The organism is Chryseobacterium sp. CBo1 (assembly GCF_001693475.1).
In the GTDB taxonomy this organism is placed as follows: Bacteria; Bacteroidota; Bacteroidia; order Flavobacteriales; family Weeksellaceae; genus Chryseobacterium; species Chryseobacterium formosense.
The window spans coordinates 1-21,904 of record NZ_MAUH01000037.1 but is presented as its reverse complement, the minus strand read 5'-3'; the positions used below and the strand labels follow the sequence as shown (position 1 = coordinate 21,904).

The following is a 21,904-nucleotide window of genomic DNA, read 5'->3' as shown; positions in this document are numbered from 1 at the left end:
CAGTGATAAAGATACAAAATTTAAACTAAAAAAACAACATAAATATTTGATAATCAATTAATTAAAACAATTTCTTGTTTTACTAAAACACAAAAAAGTCGGAAGAAAAATCTTCCGACCATGACTAGTCTAACACCTCCCTTTTATTTTGCCCGTATACTATATTACTACAATATACCACGGGGCATATGAACACCTTTTACCCGCACAATGCTTTCCTGAACCGTCGGGGTTTCTTTCTTCTTTTCTTCCTGCTCCGGAGCATCTGTTTTTGTTTCCGGCGTAATGGATAGCTGTATCTTCCGTTCTACCGCAGCCAGTTCCGTTTTGAGTTCGCTCAATCGGCTTTCCTTAGACCACGTACCGCTAAGCACTTCCTGAAGTATAGGCAGGTCTTTTTGTATTTCAGAAATTTTCTCCTGCTCCTGCTTAATAAAGCCCGGCAGCTTTTTTAAAGCCTTCAAAAAGTTCATTGCTGCGGTTTCAGGGTCTTTCGCCATTAAACCGTTGTTGTAGGTGTATTTGATGTTGCCCTCGCCCTGAACCAAAAAACGGTTTACCCTAATATCTGCCCCCTCTTTTTCAGACATTTCAGTTTTAACCAACAGCGTAAAACCGTACAAGCTGCCGATTTCTTCATATTGCCCTGCGGTACGAGACCTATCCGCAATCTCATTAAGTTTCGTACCGATTTGTTTCGGGTTTCCATTGGGCGGTAAGCCATCCAACAGCACAGGATTTGCGATTGTTCCGTCTGAATGCTTTTGTAGGCGTTGCTGCAAGTTTTCCCAGTCTGTACTCATCCGGTTCAAACGGGATTGAGCTTTGCTCAGTTCATCTGTAAAATCTTCCAGCTTGTATTTGGCACTTGACTTGGAACGGTTAAACGCCTGTTTTTCACTTTCCAATCCGGCAATCTGTTTTTCTACTTTGGCTTTATCCAGCAGATCGGTATTTCCCGACAGGATTGCCACATACTCGGAGAAGTTCATACCCGATTTTTCGTCCATACTACCTTCATCTATGGTTCGCTTGCCGAGATTGTTGGATTTTAATTGGTCGATAAATAACTGTTTGTTGAAGAGCAGATTAAACTTATAACTATCCAATGATTTTTCAACGGCATAGATAACTACATCTACTTTATTATCGGCAAAGAACTTGGCAATCTCATTGCCTTTGCGGATTGCCCGACCGTCACGCTGGGCAAGGTCGCTTGGTCGCCACGGTGTATCTAAATGATGAATGGCAACGGCTCTTTTCTGTGCATTGACACCTGTACCGAGCATACTCGTTGAGCCGAACAGCACACGGATTTTGCCCTCGTTCATTCCTTTGATAAGCTCCTTACGTTGGTTATCTGTTTTGGCTTCCTGAATGAAGCGTACTTCGTGTGCAGGTATACCGTGATCTTCCACGAGCTTACGTTTGATTTCGGAGTACACATTCCATTCGTTAGGTTTGTACGTACCCAAATCCGAAAAGACGAACTGCGTTCCTTTCTGTGCATTGAATTTGTTGTAATACTTGGCAATATTAGCTGCACAATGCGAAGCCTTGCTATCGGGATGATCTTCATAAGCTCCGCTTACCATTCGCATATCTAATGACATCTTACGAGCATAGTCCGTAGCAATCAGCATCTTTGCTTTTTCTTCTGTTGGAGATAAGGGCGGTCGTTCGAGCAAGACTGCATTTCCTGTTTTAGCAAACTCCATCAACTTTTTGATAAATACGCCCTGGTCGGGCGTTGGTGGAATGTTGTACAGGATTTCGTTTTTTACAGGTCGGTCAATGCCAATATCCTTTGCAGTACGGTAATCCGTAATTTCCGAGTAAAACTGTGCAAGCTCGGGTACTTTGATAAAGTATCGAAAACGTTCTTTCGCCACAATATTGTTGGCAACTGAAAACTCATAATCGGTCGTTTTACGGGCATAGATTGCTGCCCACGCATCAAAACAGTTAATACCTTGTTTTTCCAATGCCCGTGGTCGCAGGTATTTAAAGAGCAGGTACAATTCCGTCAATGAATTGCTGATGGTTGTACCCGAAAGAAAGGTTGCACCCATATCTGCATCGGTACGCTCCTGTATGGTTCTGATTGCAAACAGCAGGTTTAACGCTTTTTGGCTACCGTCCACGTTACCCAATCCAGCTACACGGCTGTGACGGGTGTTAAACATCAGGTTTTTAAACTGGTGGCTCTCGTCGATAAACAAATGGTCTATGCCCATCATTTTAAAGTCCACAATATCATCTTTGCGATTTTCAATATCGTGCTGTAAAGTCTTTAGCTTTACTTCGAGGTTTTCTTTCCGTTTAATGGACCCGGCAAGCATACCTCTTGTTACTTCAGCTCCCTGCGACTGCATCGCATCGAGGTTTCGCTCCACATTATCCAATTCTATTTCGAGGATTTCCTTTTGAATTTCTGGCGATTGCGGTATCATACCGAATTGGTCGTGTGTTAAAATCACACAGTCCCAATCGTTGTTTTTAATATCTCCGAAAATTCGCAGGCGTTTTTGCGGTGTAAAATCTTCTTTGCCCGGAAAGAGGATTTTAGCGTGCGGATAGGCAGTGCGATAGGCTTCGGCGATTTCGTGCACATTACTTTTCAGCCCGATTATCATTGGTTTATGAGCAAGTCCCAAACGCTTCATTTCCTGTGCTGCCGTACACATTATCAATGTTTTTCCTGCACCTACTTCGTGATCGCAGATAGCACCGTTATTGAGTTTAATCATCAATACGGCATCTTTTTGACTTCCGTACAGGTCTTCAATGCCCAATGCTTTACGGTCTAATCCCGGAAACTCCTGATGGCTTCCATCATAGTTTGGGCGAACAAAACAATTAAACTTATCATTGTATTGGTCGGTTAGCCTTTTTTTAAACTCATTGCTCTGTGCGTGTAACCAATCGGTAAAAGCGGTACGTATTTCGTCAATCTTAGTGTTTGCCATCTGTATGGCTTCCATATCCTTTACTTTGACTTCCTTGCCGTCTATTTCGACTTTTTTGGTGATATCGGGCGTCGTATTGACAAGAGCGTGTTTGAGCAGAGCAACGCCATCAAACGTCCTGCTTTCAGCCTTTACCGCATATTTTACCCATATATTTTGATTGCCCCGATTACAGATTACGGAAAAATCATCGGAACTGTCGGAATAATGGATATTCACTTCCGCATCGAACAGGTGCGAAGCAAATTTGGCATAAATACCTGTGGGTATCCAGCGTTCACCAAGGTTAAAGTCCAGTTCCTCAAATTCGATACGTCTTGGTCGGGCTTCTTACAATACCATAAGGCTGTGCTTTGCTTCGGTATTTTCGGGATTGCTTTCTACATATTCTATTATTTCCTGTGCTTTTTCTACCACGTTACCGGCTATCCAGCGTTCGGAAATTTCGTATTCACTTTGCAGGGGATTATAAAAAATACGACTGTGCAGAGCATCTTTCAAGGCATCTGCAGACATACTGCTGATTTCGGACATATAGTCCAAATCAACACTTCCGTATTTATTCAATGAGGATGCTAATGCTTCTTCGGGATTATCGGTTGCTAATGTTGTCGTGGAAAAACTTACAGGATGGCTGAAAATATCCGCTTTATGGATAACACTCCCTTTTACACGCTCCAAATAAGGGATTTCTTTTCCGGCACTATCCGTCTTAATCAGCTTGATATTATCGGCACTGTTCAGACTACCGTACCTTTTTACAAAAGCATCGTACAGTTGGTTTAAATTTTCTCTTTCTGCCTTATGTTCGGTTTGTAGTTCCGCTTCTTTATTGTAAAGCTGTTGGTAAATATCACGTACTCCGATATACGCTTCGGCTCTTGCTTTCTGTAAAGAAGGTAATTGCAATGGGTAGAACATTGCAGTTTTATCCACTTTATCTACTTCCTGTAAATGACCTACCCAACCATTATCAACCACAAGGCAATCGTTACGATGGAACGATTGCAATTCGCCACTATACGGAGCAGGCTTAGGAATGGCTGCAAGAACAGGTACGGAAATAGCTGGTTTATCAGCCTGGTCATTTCCGTTAGACTGCGAAAATAAATCGCGAATAATTTCCTGTTTTGTTCCGTTGGGTGGAACGGTTCTATTGACCGAGCCATTGGAAACTGAAGGCGTATAAGGTTGCTGCATTGCTGAACTGAACAGGTCGATTTGGCGACCAATGTTAGCCCGTTGTTTTTTGGTAGTTTGCTTTTTAGATTTCGTTGCTTTCTTTGGTGGAGTTAAAACCGCTATGTTTTCATCATCATTTTCAAACAGGTCGAAAATGCTTAACTGTTTTAATTCCTGCGGACTTTCCAGTATGATGGCTGATTGTGTTAAACGATGTTGTTCCGGCTGAATGATTTCACGCTCTTGAATTTCACGTTCAATAACTGGAGGTGTAACAATGGGCTGTGTCGGAATTTGAACAATAGGTTCATCATTCCGTTTTTCTTTGTACAAAGACAAGTTTAAATGCTTTCCAAAATCATCGGAAAGCATCTGTTCAAGGCTATTTGCAATGCCCTCAACACCCTTGTTGTGTGTATAGATTAAAGCAGGTTGCCCGTAAGGGTCGGTAGCTACTTTCCAATGTGTATGTACAATTTGTCCACTTTTATCTAACAAAGCATTGCTTGGCGTACCGTAGCCTGTTTTCGTACTTTGGCAAAATAAATCTTCTCTTTCAGTCAGATTTTGTTTTGCTGTATTCTTTTGGAGAATGATAAGATCACTGCCGACCTCAGTACCTGCATAATCAGTAAATAGATTATTGGGTAAGCGAATTACGGATACCAAATCGTTGTTTTCCATCAACGCTCTGCGTATAGGCTCGTTATTCGGACTGTTTAAAATCCCTTGTGAGGTAATAAAAGCCTGTAAACCGCCCTCACGGAGCATATCGTTACCTTTCAGAAAGAAATAATTGTGAATGCTTCGGGCAGCCTGAACTTTTGCACTCTCTTTACTACGAGAATACGAAAGGTCAAAAACAGAAGTATCGCCAAAAGGGATATTGCTGGCAACAACATCGTAACTGTTTTGTTCTTTTTCGGGTATTTCTTCAAAACCGCTTATACGGACAGTGCTTTCGGGATAAAGCTGTTTTAATATTTTTCCTGTGAGCACATCTTTTTCATAGGCTGTAACTTTGGTTTCGTTCCCTGCAAAGGATTCGACAAATGATCCGATACCTGCCGATGGTTCAAGGAATTTATCAATGTGCAAACCGCTATCCCGCAAGGCTGATGAAAGAGCATCAATGACCTCTGTCGGGGTATAAAAAGCAGTCAGTACCGAACTTTTCATACTGTCCACATATCGGCGGTATTGTTTGTCGTCTTGGGAGTTTTCTTTGAGTAGTTGGTGGAGTTCCTGCGTAATCGGAAAGAGGTCGTGTTCAGTCTTTCTCCAGTTATTGATGTCTATTTCATTTTCAATGGGGTTCAGAACGAATTTAAGACCGCCAAATCCGCTGTATTGCATCATTAGCAGTCTTTCGCCTACGGTGGCTTGCCGTTTCTCCTTTTCCAGTTTAAAAACAATTCGCAGGGCATCAATATTCTGTTGGAGATGAAAACGCTTACTGAAGCCCATTTTCCTCAATCCATATTGCGATGGTTCCGGTCAGTTCAGTGTAGAGTACATCGAACTCATACCCGTAGGCGAAATCATCAGTTCGTTCATAGCCTGCAAAAACGGGTTCGCAAACCGGAAGCATTTTCAGGGCGAACGGTCGCAGTTCCTCGTCTGCCATTACGGTATCAAACTCATTGCATACCACTTTGAAAACCGTGTCGAACCTGGAAAAGTGTAAGCCCTCAAAAAGTATGTAGCTGGCGATTTCGTCGCATTGCTCAACTACGTTTCCCGAACGGAAAGCCCCCTCATAAGCATTGGCAGCCCACGATGAACGTTGGTCGATAAACTTTTGGTCGTGTGCCTTTTCAGGGAAGCTGCTGTTTAATAATTCTTGCAGTCGTAACCTGAAATACGATAGGTCTTTTTGCTGTGTACTCATACTATAATTTTGTTTAGAATTTTACTTGAAGCCTAAAATTATAAGCGGAAGCAAATGCCTTTGTGAATGTTGCAGGGTTTGGCGTTGAGAGGCGGTATTTGGCGTAATAGAATGAAAAGACAAAAAGGATATTTCTTTACGGCAGATATATTATAATATTTTTTTAATACATTTGTCGTTCCAAAAGGAAATGGTGTTCTTCCTTACCCAACCGCTTTTAAAAGCTGATGACGCCTGATTAAATTAAATGTTTAACATTTTAATCGGGTTGGTTATGTCAATAAATAACAAAAAGTCATTCGGTCAAAAAAACAATTTATCTACGAAAGTATTTTTCAGAAAGTATCCTTCAATTCCCTACATCCTTAAATGGACATTTTTATGTTTGCTTATCGGACTTTGTGTTGGTAGTGCTTCAGCAGGTTTTCTGCAATCATTGGACTGGGTTACAAATTATCGTGAAAATCATTTATGGTTAATTGCATTATTGCCAATTGGTGGTTTTTTCATCGGTTTGCTCTATTACTATTTGGGCAAAGACATTGAAGCAGGAAATAATTTGCTTATTGACACCATTCACAATCCAAAAGAAATTATCTCGTTCCGAATGGCTCCGTTTGTGTATATCGGAACTATTGCTACGCATTTTTTTGGCGGCTCGGCAGGACGTGAGGGGACGGCTTTACAAATGGCGGGTGCTATTGCCGACCAATTTGTCAAACCTTTTCGATTGACAGAGAGCGAACGAAAAATTTTAATTATTTCGGCTATTTCCGCAGGTTTCGGCTCCGTATTCGGAACACCATTAGCAGGTGCAGTCTTTGGTTTGGAAGTTTTTCTAATCGGACGACTGAAATATGATGCTATTTTTCCTGCATTTGCCGCAGGAATTATTGCCGATTTAGTTACCAAACTTTGGCAGACACATCACACACATTATCACATCAATTTTGTACCCAACATTTCATTTCTAAATATTATATATGTAATTATTGCAGGGATTATTTTTGGGTTATGTTCCGCAACATTTAGCAAGGTCATTCATAAAACAAGTGCGATTTTTAAATCAAAAATTGAATTTGCTCCTTTTCGTCCCTTAGTTGGCGGAGTGATTGTGGCTTTTGCGGTTTGGGCAATCGGCACAACAAAATACATTGGGTTAGGTATTCCAACTATTGTTCACTCGTTTGACCAACAATTACCTGCATATGATTTTGCGTTGAAAATGGCTTTTACTATTATCACACTTTCGGCAGGTTTCAAAGGCGGCGAAATAACGCCGTTATTCTTTATCGGAGCAACTTTGGGAAATACTATAAGTTTATTCATTCCGTTACCAACAGGACTTTTGGCAGGAATGGGATTTGTTGCTGTATTTGCAGGAGCAACCAATACACCATTAGCTTGTATTATTATGGCAATTGAACTATTTGGTGTTGAATGTGGTGTATATGTAGCTATCGCTTGTGTAATTTCGTATCTCTTGTCAGGCCACACTAGTATTTACGGTAAACAAATGATTGGCGAACCAAAGAACCGCAGATTTTCAAATCACCAAGGAAAACGCTTAACTGAACTCAATGGAAATCATAAATAAACAATTTGTAAAGGATAAAAATATTAAATCCACTTAAATTGCTAACACACTTACTGACTACCCAATATTTGAAGCATCCTGCCGACTTCAATATCCATTCGGGAAGAGGCAAACCATTTTTTGCCGAGGTCTTTGAGTGATGACCCGATGTGGTAAAGCTCTGTCTTGTCAATAATTTAAAAACGGTCGTTGATATAGAGAAATTTTTATACTTATTTTTTCGGTTACAACAAAGATAGATTTGGTTACATCCCGGATTTTTAAACCACTGAACTTTGTCAATAATTAAATTTTAAAATATGAAAATTGTATTGACAGGTTCTTTAGGGCATATCGGAAAACCACTTGCAGAAGGGTTGGTAGCAAAAGGACATTCCGTAACGGTTATCAGCAGTAATGTCGGCAGACAAAATGAGATCGAAGCTATTGGGGCAGTTCCTGCTGTTGGCTCGCTTGAAGACGTAGGTTTTCTTGTGAAAACTTTTACAGGTGCAAACATCGTTTATCTGATGGAACCGCCCGCAAATTATTTCAATAAAACTATCGATGTTTACGCACACAGGATAAGGATAGCTAATATTTACGTACAGGCTATTCTATTGGCAGGTGTAACCAAAGTGGTGCATTTGAGCAGTATCGGTGCACATACAGATCACGGAAACGGAATGCTCCGTATTCATTATGAGGTAGAGCAGATTTTAAAAGAATTACCGGAATCGGTTTCCCTGAAAGAAATGCGACCTGTTGGCTTTTACTATAACATGTTTGCATTTATACCTGCTATCAAATCACAGGGGGCAATTATCCAAAATTATGGTGGCGATAAAAAAGAACCTTGGGTTTCGCCTTTAGATATTGCCAGTGCCATTGTAGAAGAGATGGAAAAACCATTTAACGGCAGGACAATTCGTTATATTGCCAGCGATGAAGTTTCTCCAAACAAAGTGGCTCAAGTGCTGGGCGAGGCAATTGGAAAACCCGATCTGAAATGGCAGATGGTTTCTGATGAACAATTTTTAAATGCTCTGTTGGCTATTGGTTTCAATCCACAGGTTGCCAAAGGTTATACAGAAATGAACGCCAGCCGAAGAACGGATGCCTACGAAGATTACAATTTGTACAAACCGCAATCATTGGGTAAAGTAAAATTGACCGATTTTGCAGGCGAATTTGCAACCGTCTTCAATAAAAAATAAATATCTTTATACTGTGCAAAATAAGCCTACATATCGAATAAAAACCATTAGCGAATACCATAAGGTCAGGGAGTTGCCCAAGCCACAGCACCCTCTTATCAGTGTGATTAATTGTGCCGACATTCGACATATAGGCAACGTATGTGATTATAGATGGATGCTCGATTTTTATTCCATATCGCTCAAACGGTCTTCGTATTCTAAGGCAATATATGGGCAACAGGAATATGACTTTGATGAGGGGATTATGTATTTTTCTGCACCGAAGCAGTTATTTAGTTTTGAAATAGATAAAGAGGCAACGCCCGATTTTTCAGGGTGGATATTGCTTGTTCACCCTGACTTTTTATGGCATACGAGCCTCGCTGATAAGATCTTAAAATACGAGTTCTTTGGTTATGATGTACACGAGGCATTATTCCTATCGGAAAAGGAAGAATTACTATTGAAGAATATTATTCTGGGTATTCAGCAGGAGTATCACACGAATATGGATAAGCTCAGCCAGCATATTATTATTTCACAAATAGAAACGTTGCTCAATTATGCCGAACGGTTTTATGAGCGGCAGTTTCTGATAAGAAAAATCACTAATCATCAAATCCTGGACAGACTGGATAAATTATTAAACGATTACTTTAACGACAACGATCTGGCTTCAAGAGGACTTCCTACAGTTCAATATGTATCGGATAAATTAAACGTGTCGCCCAACTATTTAAGTGGCTTACTTAAAATATTGACAGGACAGACCACGCAGCAGCACATTCACGATAAACTGATTTTAAAAGCTAAAGAAAAACTTTCAACAACAGATTTGACGGTTAGTGAAATTGCATATGGATTAGGTTTTGAGCATTCTCAATCCTTTAATAGAATATTCAAAAGCAAGACTGATCAGTCACCTTTAGAATTTAGAAAATCATTCAATTGAAAACTTGTGAATGGCACAAACAAACTCTATAGAGAAATGAGAGGGTTTATTGTTGATTAAGGATTTGAAGCATCCTACCAACTTCAATATCCATTCTGGAAAATGCAAACCATTTATTACCAAGATCTTTGAGGGATGCTCCGATATGATATAGCTCGGTATTGTCAATAATCAAAAAACGGTCGTGGGTATTGGTGAAAACCTCAATCTCGATGGGAGGATATTGGCTGTTGTACCGTTGCATATCAAGCCGTAATTGATTGCTGATAGATTTGGTATGTATGGTGGAGGCTACATTTGTATTGCGCTTACTCAATAAGGTCAGCACCGTATCATCCACATAATTATCAAGCAGGATAATGGAATTTCCAGCACTACGGATAATATCAGAAACAAAAGCATCGGCATCAAAAACCTGTCCGTGGTAAAAGATACCTTTTTCGCTGTGGAGCTTGTCGTTTTCCAAAGCCTTAAAGATTTTCTCAAATTTTTGATCGGCTTGTAATTGCTTCAATTCAATCTTATCCAAACGATGAAATAAAGAGGCGTTACTGATTAGCATTCTTCTCATTTCTACGAAAGCTTCCATAATTTCAACGCTCACTTTAATAGCAATATGTGAACGAAGTATAGCAGATGCCATTGCAATACCTTGTTCGGTAAAAGCATAAGGTAGATAACGTCTTCCACCATAGTTTAAACTTGAGGTTCCAAATTGGAACCTCAAGTTTTCAAATTCTTCATCTGTCAATTGAAAGCAAAATGAAATAGGAAACCTTTCATATTTCTTTTTACCGCTTTGTTGAGGTTCTTTGTTTCCACTTGGTGTAAGGAAGCGAGGTCGCTATCTAGCATTACTTGCTTTCCACGTAAGGAATAAATCAGGCTCTTGATTTCCATTGTGCTAATGGTAGGTTTGTTTTCCATTACTTTTTGTAACTTTTGTTTTTTTTAAATTCAAAAGAGGTTTTGTATTCTTCATCCAATATGATAAAGGCATCGAACTTCTTTCCTGCCTTGCTTTTCATTCCTTTAATAAGTGAAGTTTTACCTTTATTGATAAGACTTTCAATATCGGCTATCCTGATTTGTACGCCACACACATTACGGAACTGTATCCAATTACAAACTTCATCAGGACACTTTACAATTTTATCCCGGATGATGAGTTGCTGGCTTTTACATTTCGGGCAATTCAGTTTAGGCAGGTTGTTTTGAGCAATGGAAGTTTGCAATAGTTCATCGGTAATAGATATTGCATATTTTTCCATTTCTGTTTGAAATGCTCCGACATCGGCTTCATTGTTTTCTATTTTCTGCAAGGCGAGTTCCCATTCAGCGGTCATTGCCACATCTGCAATTTTGCGGTCTTTTACGAGTTCATATACCTGCAATCCTTTTTCAGTGGGTATCAGGGATTTCTTTTCTCGTTGGATATAGTTGCGGGTAAACAGCGTTTCGATTATCGCTGCCCTTGTAGCAGGCGTGCCAATACCGATATTTTGCAGGGCTTTCCGTTCGTCCTCGTTTTCCATCTCCTTTCCGGCGTTTTCCATTGCCGACAATAGCCCGGCTTCTGTATAAAGCACAGGCGGTTTGGTTTTCTTTTCTAAACAAATGGCTTCCTTAATGTTCAGTTCGTCACCTTTTTTTAAATCGGGTAAGTCCTGAATTGGTTCAGTGTCTTCGTCCGAGAAAGTTCCCTTTATCAAACGCCAACCTGCTTCCAAAACTTTACAGCCTTTCAGCGTAAAATCGTAATGCGATACTTGCAACGCTATATCTGTTACTTCTTTGATACAAGGTTGTGATATGGCTTCGAGCAGTCGAAAGGCAATCATATTATAAACTTTCGTTTCGTCCGTTTTGAGAGCAGACGGAATTTTGTCGGTAATAAGTAAACCGTGGTGGTCTGTCACACGTAAATCGTTTACGATACGCTTATTAAACCGACCCCATTTTACTTTTGATACCGCTTGTTTAAATTGCTCATTATTCTGCAATGCTCTTACAAGGTTGGGAATTTCAGCCCACATATCTTCAGGGATATATTTACTTCCGGTGCGTGGGTAAGTGATAAACTTCTTTTCGTAAAGGCTTTGGGCAATATTCAGGGTTTCTTCGGAAGAAAGGTTGAGCTTTTTATTAGCTTCCTTTTGCAGTCCTGTAAGGTCAAACAACAAAGGCGGTTGCTCTGTAACGCTTTTGGTTTCTACCGATGTAATTGTTGCCGTATCGCTTCGCTGAATGGCTTTCAATGTATCATCGGCAAGTTTTTGGTCTTCCCATTTGGTTTTGGAAAGGCTTTTGAAATCAACATTTTCTTTGTTGTGTGATAGCTGAATTTGCCTATACTTCTTAATAGAGAAATTTTTGTTTTCCAAATAGCGTTTACAAATAAGAGCCAATGTAGGCGTTTGCACCCTACCTAACGAATAAATACCATTGCCTGCCGAAATACTCAATGCTTGTGTAGCATTGATGCCCACCAACCAATCGGCCCGGCTTCTGCCTTGCGCAGCCTGATACAATCCGTCAAATTCTTTGCCGTCTTTCAAGCTGTCAAAGCCTTGCTTGATTGCCTTTTCGGTAAGTGAACTAATCCAAAGTCGCTCAAAGGGTTTACAGCATTTTAGATGCTCGTAAATATACCTAAAAATCAACTCGCCCTCACGTCCTGCATCGGTAGCAACGATAATGCTGTCGCTTTTGTTGAACAATTCTTTGATGACTTTCAGTTGCTTTAATGCTCCCGTATCGGCTTGGTAGCCCTTGTCTTTTTTGACCTTTCTAACGGTCAATATGAACGGGTTCGGGAGGATAGGCAATGAAGTCTTATCAAACCCCGAAATCCCGTAATCTTCGGGCATTCCTAAGCCAATTAAATGACCGAATGCCCACGTAATAAAATAGCCATTACCCGTTAAGTAGCCGTCTTTTTTATCAGATGCTCCCAACAGGCTGGCTATTTCTCTTGCTACGCTTGGTTTTTCTGCGATAACTGTTTTCATAATTAACTCACTTTTTTACCTTTTGATTTTGCTGGAGCTTTCGGTTTTTCCTGTTGCTCCTGTTGCTTTTCATTCTTCGGTTTTTGCTGTTCTTTTTGCAAAGGTTCTTTCACATTTTTGGTTGCTTCGTTGGTTTTTCCTTCAGAATTAACCGCAGTTTGTGTTTTGTGAGCTTCGGTAGGTTTTACACGTTCCTTATATTGATTTGGGAACTCAAAATTGGTTTTTCCATCTTGTTTATTGAAAGTGATGTAACCCTGATAAGGCTGGTCTTTTTTGTCTTTCAATTCAACATATACAGTTTGCCCATCTTTGAATTTGTTGTACTGCTCATCGGTCAGTTCTTTACCCCTGAAAGATCTTGGAGCTTCCTGTGACTGACTTTGTGGCTGTTGGTTATTTTGCGAGTGGGTTTGTTGTTTAGTTTGGGTTTGCTGGTTATTGTTATTTCTGTCAAACAGAAATTCAATAAATCTTTTGTCAGCATTGTACTGTACGTTTGCATCAAATGAAGTTCCTTTTGTCGAAATCATTCCCTCGATAAATAGGGGTTTTCCCTCCATTAAAGTTTGCTTTTGATTATCGTCCAGTTTTACGCCCTTTAGTTCATCAGGAACTTTGATAAATTCTGTCTTTAAAGCAATCAGCTCATTGGTAAGCCTATCTACACTGATAATAGACGGCATCATTTCACTCGTTTTGGAATTTTTTAAATCCACTACACGTCCCATATTGCCTGTTTCGAGCAGGTTCTTTTTGTCTTCGTCCGTAAACTTGTGTCCAAAAAATTCAAAGTTTAGGTTGGGTTCACGTCTGATACCATGTACTGCCGCTACGATATTTCCATCTGGTGTATGCTGTAATGATAAACGGGCATCTGTACGAACTACTGCACCGCCAAGATTAATACTAATAGGTACAAGCTCATTAGTCTTGTAACCTTTCAATAATGGTTCAAGGAGGTTCTTTTTTTCAAGGTATTCCTTGCTTAATCCGAGATTGTTCATTGTTTCCCAATCAATCTGTTCCGGCTTGAAACGGTATTCGTTTGTTTCTGGTGTTGTGTGTGTTGTTGCCATATCATTTTTATTTTCTTGTTTTTGTTCTTTTTCGGGTTCATTTTTCACCTCGTGTTTTTCCATTTCTTTTTTACCCTCCTGTGTAGGGTTATCTACCTGTTTTTGAAATTTTTTTGCCTTTTCTACAGCTTCTCCTGCCGGCACTTTAAAGAATGTGAAATTGGTAGGATCTTTTAGCTGTCTCCAAAAATTGGATAGGAAATTGGAAACGAAATCGCCGTGTTTGTCCACACGCATAAAATCAGATTGGTTCTTTTTGGTAGGGTCAACGGTTTCCATTTTGCCGTTTTCGTCAATGCTCTTTACGGCTTGGATTTTCATTTTTTCCTTATCCAATATTAACAGTATGTCCGACAGTTGTTCTGGTACGTTCTGAACAGATTGCTCGGAGGTTTCCTGTTTCTTTGTTTCTTCGCTCATAATCTGAAAATTTTAAAGTTTTTATGCCGAAAGTAAAGGAAGTGCTTCCTGCTTAGCCTAAAGTGGCAGTCAATGGAAATGTTTGGCTTTCATTGGCGTTCTGTTCTATTTATTAAAGCTCTCTCTGATAAACTGATGTACATCTGATAATTTATAATACAATTTCCCGCTAATCGTGTAATATGGGAGCTTCCCAATAGAGCGATAACGTTGCAGAGAACGATTACTGACTTTCAGCATTTGCAAAATATCCTGATTGTCGAGTAGTTCCTCTCCATCAATGGTATTTCGTTTCTTTTTTAAATCGTTAATATTGTCGCCCAACATATCAAATCTGTCCATGATGCGTTCCATCCACGATATAAATTCCATTCTATCAATATTCATAGCACATGTTTTTAAGGATTTATTTTTTTGTCTGTTTTCAGCTTTCTGCCTTTTGCCATAAGTCATCATAGCTTGTATCATTCAGCCTATGTAGATAATCAGCAATAGTATTTATCCAGTTATTAAGCTGTATCCCTGCTGCTGCTTCAATAGTTATAATTTTCATCGCATTGCTCTTTAATGTTTACAATGCAAAATTGAGAAAGGTGGCAGTGTTTGTCTGCCAAGCCTTGCCAATTGGTTTAGCGGTTTTTTGAAAATTTTACAATTTGACGGAAAGCCTTATTAAATAAGGCTTTCGTTAGATTTTCCGATTTGAGCCATGGTAAAACAAGCCCTTATGCCAGTTGGCATATATGGGCAGATGCAAACACAAAAAAGCAATACGGGATGCGTATCGCTTTCAAACTCTTTATTGATTGGAGTGTTTATAAGTCTTTATCCATATATTCTTCCAATGCCTGTTTCAACTGATCTAAAAACAAGGTTCGAGAACCTGCACGGGTTTTCATCCGGTGGAATGCGTGATGCACATCCGTCAGTGGTATTCGGAACAACACTTGTGAAATAGCAGTGAGCTTCCGGACGCCTAACTTACCTCCTGAAATAGCACCTGATGCGTATAGGGCATACGTTAGCTCAATCAAAGCATTCTTGCTGTCCGTCCAAGATAGCTCCTTAATTTCGCTGGTGCTGCTGAAAAATGTATCAGAGTTTTCTTCGGGACTGATTTTGGTTAAGAGGTAGGCATATAACAGGTCGTTGGAGAGAATACGAGCTAATTTGTAATCGTAATAGGTTGAGAAAAGCGGGTCGATTTCAAACACATAACTATTAAGCCCTTCGAGGTAATTTATCTGCCCCCGTTTAAAATATTCTTGGTCTTTATCTATTCTGCCTGAACGGTAGTATCGGTAAAAGTGGGAATTGCAGATATGTTCCCTGAACTCAATCTTCAGCTCTGTTAAATGTTTCGAGAAATAGTTGCGGTACATTTTTCCATTATTGACCGGGCACGAGGTTTCTATCCGGTACAGTTTATTATAGTAAATTAGCTTTCCGAGGATTTGGGGCTTAGTCATTTTAAAGAATTCAATCTCTTTTGCCTCGTTCTCAAATCCCGAACTTAACACATATTCTTTTGCCGAAACCAATAGCTCCTGAAGAAAGACCGTCATTTGAAAAGCTTCTTCAATTAGTCCCGAGCACGTGACTGAGAGTTTCCGTTCTTGCTCCTGAATTTCGCTAACAATATTGTTTATTGACTTTCTCATAAAGGAAGATTTTATTATCAATATCGGTATCACACAAATTTTACCAATAAATAGTAATTTAATAACCAATGTGTCCCTACAATGGGAAAGATTTTAATCGTTTTTCATCGGCGGTTTATCACTTAACCACCCATAAACGATAAATACTAAATTATTAATCATAAATTTGTATTTGCGTATTTATGTAAATTAAAAACTGACTTTGTGATATATGGGGACATTGTTTATAAAAAATATGGTCTGCAACCGTTGTATTCTCGTTGTTCAGAACGAACTCGATAAGCTCGGTTTAGAGGCTAGTAATATAAAATTGGGAGAAGTTTCTCTCGTGAAAGATCTGACTACAAAAGAACGAGAAGCAATAGAAAATGCGTTAGATCCCTTAGGTTTTCAGGTCATTGATGACAAGAAAAGTCGTATGATTGAGAAGATAAAAAACGTAATTATTGAATTAGTGCATCATCAGGACAATGACGTAAAAACAAATCTTTCCGATGTTTTAAGTGATGCATTACATAATGATTACAATTATCTTTCTAATTTGTTTTCTGATATTGAGGGTACAACTATTGAAAAATATTTTATAGCTCAAAAAGTAGAAAAAGTAAAAGAACTTTTAGTTTATGATGAGTTATCATTAAGTGAAATTGCCGATCGCATGAACTATTCAAGTGTGGCTTATCTAAGTAATCAGTTCAAGAAGGTAACAGGTCTTACACCTAGCCATTTTAAACAAATTCGAGAAGACAAACGTAAGCCTTTAGATGAGGTTTAAGTAAATCTTACAAATCAAACCCATAATTTCACAATAAATATCTATCAATTTATTGTCAATTTTGTATTGTAAAATAAAGCAATCGAAATATGGCAACAAATAAAGAAATAATTTACATACCTCTAGAGGATGTAGAAAGCGAACATTGTGCATTAATCGTAGAAAAAGGACTTGCACAAGTAAAGGGAGTTGAAAGTCACAAAGTAGAAATAAATAATCAAAGAGCGGCTATTACGGTTAAGGATGAAGAAGTAGTCGCTGATGCTGTAAATGCCATAAGAGATTTAGGTTATGGTGTACCAACAGTAAAAGCTAGTTTTCCGGTTTTGGGGATGACTTGTGCTTCATGTGCAGGTAGTGCAGAAAGTGTGGTGCGTTATGTGCCAGGCGTGGTTAATTCATCTGTAAACTTTGCTACTGGTAATCTATCTGTTGAATATTTTCCAAATATGACAGATGCCAATGCTATTCGAAAAGCTGTTCAAGCTGGAGGCTATGACTTGTTGATTGAAGATGAGTCTAAACAACAGGAAACTTTAGAAGCCATCCACGAAAAGAAATTCAAACAGTTAAAAAATAAAACCACCTGGGCGATCATTCTATCATTACCTGTAGTTGTTATAGGAATGTTCTTTATGGATATGCTTTATGCCAATGAAATTATGTTGGTATTTTCTACTCCGGTAGTGTTATGGATTGGTCGTGATTTCTTTATCAATGCCTGGAAGCAAACCAAAAATAAATCTGCCAATATGGATACTTTAGTAGCGTTGAGCACCGGTATCGCCTATCTGTTCAGTGTTTTCAATATGGTGTTTATGGATTTCTGGATGGCAAGAGGCATTCACCCCCACGTGTATTTTGAAGCCGCAGCGGTTATTATAGCCTTCATTCTTTTAGGTAAATTATTGGAAGAAAAAGCAAAAGGAAATACTTCGACTGCTATCAAAAAATTGATGGGATTACAGCCTAAAACCGTTATCGTCATTCAAAAAGATGGGACAGAAAAACAAACGGCTATTGAAGATGTAAATGCTGGCGATATTATTTTAGTAAAGCCAGGTGAGAAAATCGCAGTGGACGGAATGGTGATATCTGGTAATTCTTATGTGGATGAAAGTATGTTGAGTGGCGAACCCGTTCCTGTATTGAAAAAAGAGAAAGAAAAAGTATTTGCCGGAACCATCAATCAAAAAGGAAGCTTCCAATTTGAAGCCGTGAAAGTGGGTAAAGAAACTATGTTGGCACAAATCATCAGAATGGTGCAAGATGCACAAGGTAGTAAAGCACCAGTGCAAAAACTGGTTGATAAAATTGCAGGTATTTTTGTTCCCGTGGTTATTGGTATCGCTATTTTTACCTTTATTCTATGGTTAATTTTAGGCGGTGACAATGGTGTGGTACAAGGTCTGTTAGCAGCTGTTACAGTATTGGTTATTGCTTGTCCTTGTGCTTTAGGTTTAGCTACACCAACAGCTATTATGGTGGGAGTAGGTAAAGGGGCTGAGAGTGGTATTTTAATTAAAGATGCTGAAAGTTTGGAATTGGCTAAAAAAGTGCAAGCTATCATTTTAGATAAAACAGGAACCATTACCGAAGGTAAGCCAGAAGTAACCGGTATTACGTGGTTGAACAATGATGATACGACTAAAAATATTTTGTTGAGTATCGAAAAACAATCAGAACATCCATTGGCAGAAGCGGTGGTGAAAAACTTAGAAGGTATATCAACCGTAAGTTTGAGTGGATTTGACAGTATTACAGGTAAAGGTGCAAAAGCCGACTACAATAACGAAACTTACTATGTTGGAAACAAAAAGTTATTGTTTGAAAATAACATTAGTATTCCTGCTCAGTTACAATCTCAAGCTGATGAATGGGGTAAAGAATCAAAAACGGTAATTTGGTTTGCCAATAGTAAAGAAGCACTTTCTGTAGTGGCTATCTCTGATAAAATCAAAGAAACTTCAGTAGCTGCAATCAAAGAATTGCAAGATATGGGTATTGATCTGTATATGCTTACTGGCGACAATGAAGCCACAGCAAAAGCTATTGCCGAGCAAACTGGAATTGGTCATTACAAAGCTGAAGTATTACCACATCAGAAAGCAGAATTTGTAAAAGAACTACAGGCCCAAGGCAAAGTAGTTGCAATGGTTGGTGACGGTATCAACGATAGTACCGCTTTGGCAACAGCCGATGTAAGTATCGCAATGGGTAAAGGTTCGGATATTGCGATGGACGTAGCAAAAATGACCATCATCTCTTCCGATTTGACTAAGATTCCACAAGCGATCAGATTGTCTAAACAAACAGTAGCTACCATCAAACAAAACTTGTTCTGGGCCTTTATTTACAACCTTATAGGCATTCCAATTGCAGCAGGTATATTGTATCCAATTAATGGTTTCTTATTGAATCCGATGATTGCAGGAGCTGCGATGGCTTTAAGTAGTGTAAGTGTGGTTAGTAACAGTTTGCGTTTGAAGTGGAAGAAGTAAATCTTACAAATCAAACAAAAAATATCGAAATAGTTTAACACGTTTTGCTGCTGATATTTGCAGCAGCAAAACAATAATTATAAAATTATGGGACAAGAGCATAATCACTCGCATAGCGCAAACAAAAAGACACTAACCATTAGTTTGGTGATTATTACAGCTTATATGGCTGTAGAAGTTGTGGGAGGATTTTTGACAAATAGTCTTGCTTTATTAGCGGATGCTGGACACATGTTAAGTGATGCCATTTCACTATTCATTGCATTAATGGCTTTTAAATTCAGTAGCAAAATAGCCGATTATGCTAAAACCTATGGATATAAACGCTTTGAAATATTGGCAGCCGTTATCAACGGTGCAACACTAATATTGATTTCTGGATATATTATCTATGAGGCTGTTGAACGTTTTCAGAGTCCGCCAGAAATCCAGTCTAGCGGAATGTTGATTGTAGCATTTATAGGATTACTGGTTAATATCTTAGTGGCCTGGATAATGATGCGTGGAGCGGATGTAAAAGAAAACCTCAATATGCGTGGTGCCTATCTGCATGTCATCAGTGATATGCTAGGATCTGTAGGGGCAATTATCGCAGCCTTACTTATTATGTTTTTCGGATGGGGTTGGGCAGATCCTTTAGCAAGTATTATCGTCTCTGTCTTGGTTTTAAGAAGTGGATATCTGGTTACCAAATCATCTGTTCATGTATTGATGGAAGGGACACCCGATAATATCGAAATTGAGAAGGTAACAGAAGAAATCTTAAAAACCGAGGGTGTCCAAGCTATTCACGATTTGCATATTTGGACAATTACAAGTGGGTTAAATGCGCTTACTTGTCACGCTGTGGTAGATGAACAAATGACAATAGGTCAAAGTGAGACACTTCTTCGGAAAATAGAACATGAATTGGAACATTTAGGTATTAATCACGTAACTATTCAATTAGAGACACCCCAACATCAACATGATAATTCAATATTATGTAATGTAAAAGCTGTTCCTTCAGCACATGACCATCAGCATTAAACTTAAGAATCATTCAATAGTACTTAAATAAGCTTTAATCTTTAAAAAATAAATAAAATGAAAATGAACAAATTAATGATATCGGCTTTAGCCTCTTTAGCCATTTTCTTTACTGCTTGTGGAGGTGATACAAAAGCAGGAAAAGATGGACACGCACACGCAGAAGGCGATGGACATAACCATGCTACAGAATAACAAGTTGAGAAGTCTGTCGATAAAATTGCGGGCAAAGACAGAAATGAAAAAGGTGAATTGATCGATGCACACGGACACTTGATTACCGGTTGTCCCGGACATAAAGAAATGGTAGGCTCTGAAGGTGATATGTGTCCTAAATGCGAGTATATGACGATGATTCCTATTACCTGGGATATTACTGGGGTAGATACGGTAAGGGTAACCTCTTTACCTGATTATAATCCGCCTGCGGACAAGTTGAAAAAATAATAAGGTCGAGTAGCTTTATTGCGTTTGCTAAAGCGGTGGTTTCTGAAAAGGAACTACCGCTTTTTATTTGCCCAAAATCCGTAAAAATTACAATTGTTAATAGTCAAATTGCACTTTTGCTACCTTGCAGACAACTAGATTTGTGTATGGTCAAAATAAATGGAGGAATTTTTCATATGACGAATATTGATAGAAGAAATGCTAGCCTTGTATACCAAGCTATTGGAAATATAAGGACAGTTCTGATGAAAAAGAACATACAAGACGTTAAAATATCTGATATTACCTCAGTTGCCAACATTTCTAAAAGTAAGTTTTTTAGTTTCTTTGGTGGGATTAATACGGTATTGGAATTAGTAATAGCAGAGGAACTTGATAAGATTTATGAACTGATTGGATTAAGTATAAAAAATAAGAATGATAGGAAAAATCTGGTGTCTGAGATAAGTTTGTTGAGAACAATATATATTAGAAAAAATATCATACTCAAAAATTACTATCAAATTTCAGAACAATTACCCAGCCGATATGACAAATTGAAAGAGGCTATTTTTATTAAGGAACAGTATTTGCAGTTGAATATATTAAAGGAATGTTGATGTAGAACCTATAAAAATACCATTGAAGTTTATTAAAGTTAACTTAAAAAGAACTAAAATGACTTTATTTTGTTTTAAATTTAGTATTCACAAAAATATATAGATATGATACAGACAAAATTCCAATCGTGTATAGAAGCCTGCCTTGACTGTGTGGCGATCTGTAACCAGTGTGCTATTGCTTGCTTAAATGAGAAAGAAGTAGCTCATCTAAAAAAATGTATTCAACTCAATTTAGAATGTGTTGCAATTTGTCAGGCAGCAGCCAATATTCTAAGTCTTGACGGTAAATTTAGTAAAGACATTTGCAAACTTTGTATGGAAATTTGCAACGCTTGTGCTGAAGAATGTGAAAAACATGTTGCTATGGGAATGGAGCATTGTAGAGAATGTGCCGAAGCTTGTAGAAAATGTGCTCAAGCTTGTGAAGAAATGATGGCAGCATAATCTAATAAGTATTTTTCTAAAAAAAAGAGGGTATTACATTAGTCATGGTCGGAAGAAATTCCGACCATTTTTTATGTTTTGAAAACTTTGGCTGGGTCTCCTCCTGCAAATATAATTAGAATGGCCGTTATCATATCTCTAAGCTCCATTGCTATTCTTCGTTTGG

At 38.7% G+C, this 21,904-nt stretch carries 14 protein-coding genes, 3 pseudogenes and 1 riboswitch; of the genes and pseudogenes, 9 read left to right on the top strand and 8 right to left on the bottom strand.

The window, feature by feature from the left end:
* Positions 1-167 precede the first annotated feature (167 nt).
* Both BA768_RS16175 and BA768_RS16170 read right to left on the bottom strand, forming a co-directional pair.
* A pseudogene (locus tag BA768_RS16175) lies at positions 168-5,618 on the bottom strand (N-6 DNA methylase).
* Positions 5,605-6,042, bottom strand: a complete 438-nt coding sequence (locus BA768_RS16170; RefSeq protein ID WP_065721600.1) for a DUF1896 domain-containing protein — start codon at positions 6,040-6,042, stop codon at positions 5,605-5,607. The pseudogene BA768_RS16175 and the gene BA768_RS16170 overlap by 14 nt, the downstream one beginning before the upstream one ends.
* A gap of 177 nt (positions 6,043-6,219) precedes the next feature.
* Positions 6,220-6,286: riboswitch (Fluoride riboswitch) on the top strand.
* Between the two features lie 30 nt (positions 6,287-6,316).
* On the opposite strand from BA768_RS16170, the gene BA768_RS16165 reads away from it, so the two are divergent.
* A complete protein-coding gene (locus BA768_RS16165) occupies positions 6,317-7,639 on the top strand; it encodes a voltage-gated chloride channel family protein (protein WP_083206714.1) in 1,323 nt (440 codons plus the stop codon).
* A gap of 50 nt (positions 7,640-7,689) precedes the next feature.
* Here BA768_RS16165 and BA768_RS21535 read toward each other — a convergent pair.
* Positions 7,690-7,815: pseudogene (locus BA768_RS21535) on the bottom strand (ORF6N domain-containing protein); the annotation flags it as partial.
* 123 nt (positions 7,816-7,938) lie between these two features.
* On the opposite strand from BA768_RS21535, the gene BA768_RS16160 reads away from it, so the two are divergent.
* Complete coding sequence (locus BA768_RS16160; RefSeq protein WP_038330895.1) at positions 7,939-8,835, top strand: NmrA family NAD(P)-binding protein; 897 nt, start codon at positions 7,939-7,941, stop codon at positions 8,833-8,835.
* A gap of 13 nt (positions 8,836-8,848) precedes the next feature.
* Positions 8,849-9,769, top strand: a complete 921-nt coding sequence (locus BA768_RS16155) for a helix-turn-helix domain-containing protein (protein WP_065721601.1) — start codon at positions 8,849-8,851, stop codon at positions 9,767-9,769.
* A gap of 46 nt (positions 9,770-9,815) precedes the next feature.
* On the opposite strand, the pseudogene BA768_RS16150 reads toward BA768_RS16155, so the two are convergent.
* The 5 genes and pseudogenes from BA768_RS16150 to BA768_RS16130 form a co-directional block, all read right to left on the bottom strand.
* Positions 9,816-10,624 (bottom strand): annotated as a pseudogene (locus tag BA768_RS16150) (ORF6N domain-containing protein).
* 71 nt (positions 10,625-10,695) lie between these two features.
* Entirely contained in the window at positions 10,696-12,780 is a 2,085-nt protein-coding gene (locus BA768_RS16145) for a type IA DNA topoisomerase (protein WP_065721599.1), read from the bottom strand.
* A gap of 2 nt (positions 12,781-12,782) precedes the next feature.
* Entirely contained in the window at positions 12,783-14,279 is a 1,497-nt protein-coding gene (locus BA768_RS16140; protein ID WP_065721598.1) for a DUF3945 domain-containing protein, read from the bottom strand.
* 105 nt (positions 14,280-14,384) lie between these two features.
* Entirely contained in the window at positions 14,385-14,666 is a 282-nt protein-coding gene (locus BA768_RS16135; protein ID WP_038331140.1) for a helix-turn-helix domain-containing protein, read from the bottom strand.
* A 428-nt stretch (positions 14,667-15,094) separates the two neighbouring features.
* Positions 15,095-15,940, bottom strand: coding sequence for an RteC domain-containing protein (locus BA768_RS16130; RefSeq protein ID WP_065721597.1), 846 nt, complete (start codon positions 15,938-15,940; stop codon positions 15,095-15,097).
* A 211-nt stretch (positions 15,941-16,151) separates the two neighbouring features.
* On the opposite strand from BA768_RS16130, the gene BA768_RS16125 reads away from it, so the two are divergent.
* The 6 genes from BA768_RS16125 to BA768_RS16100 all read left to right on the top strand — a co-directional run bounded on the left by BA768_RS16125 (position 16,152) and on the right by BA768_RS16100 (position 21,738).
* Positions 16,152-16,715 (top strand): helix-turn-helix domain-containing protein, encoded by a 564-nt coding sequence (locus BA768_RS16125; protein ID WP_065721596.1) that lies wholly within the window; start codon positions 16,152-16,154, stop codon positions 16,713-16,715.
* An 89-nt stretch (positions 16,716-16,804) separates the two neighbouring features.
* Positions 16,805-19,216, top strand: coding sequence for a heavy metal translocating P-type ATPase (locus tag BA768_RS16120; RefSeq protein WP_065721595.1), 2,412 nt, complete (start codon positions 16,805-16,807; stop codon positions 19,214-19,216).
* 87 nt (positions 19,217-19,303) lie between these two features.
* Positions 19,304-20,245, top strand: coding sequence for a cation diffusion facilitator family transporter (locus tag BA768_RS16115; RefSeq protein WP_038330906.1), 942 nt, complete (start codon positions 19,304-19,306; stop codon positions 20,243-20,245).
* A 252-nt stretch (positions 20,246-20,497) separates the two neighbouring features.
* Entirely contained in the window at positions 20,498-20,692 is a 195-nt protein-coding gene (locus BA768_RS16110) for a hypothetical protein (protein ID WP_065721594.1), read from the top strand.
* A 35-nt stretch (positions 20,693-20,727) separates the two neighbouring features.
* On the top strand, positions 20,728-21,291 hold the full coding sequence (locus BA768_RS16105) for a hypothetical protein (RefSeq protein WP_152606065.1): 564 nt from the start codon (positions 20,728-20,730) through the stop codon (positions 21,289-21,291).
* Positions 21,292-21,396: 105 nt separating this feature from the next.
* Positions 21,397-21,738, top strand: coding sequence for a four-helix bundle copper-binding protein (locus BA768_RS16100; protein ID WP_038330913.1), 342 nt, complete (start codon positions 21,397-21,399; stop codon positions 21,736-21,738).
* Positions 21,739-21,904 lie beyond the last annotated feature (166 nt).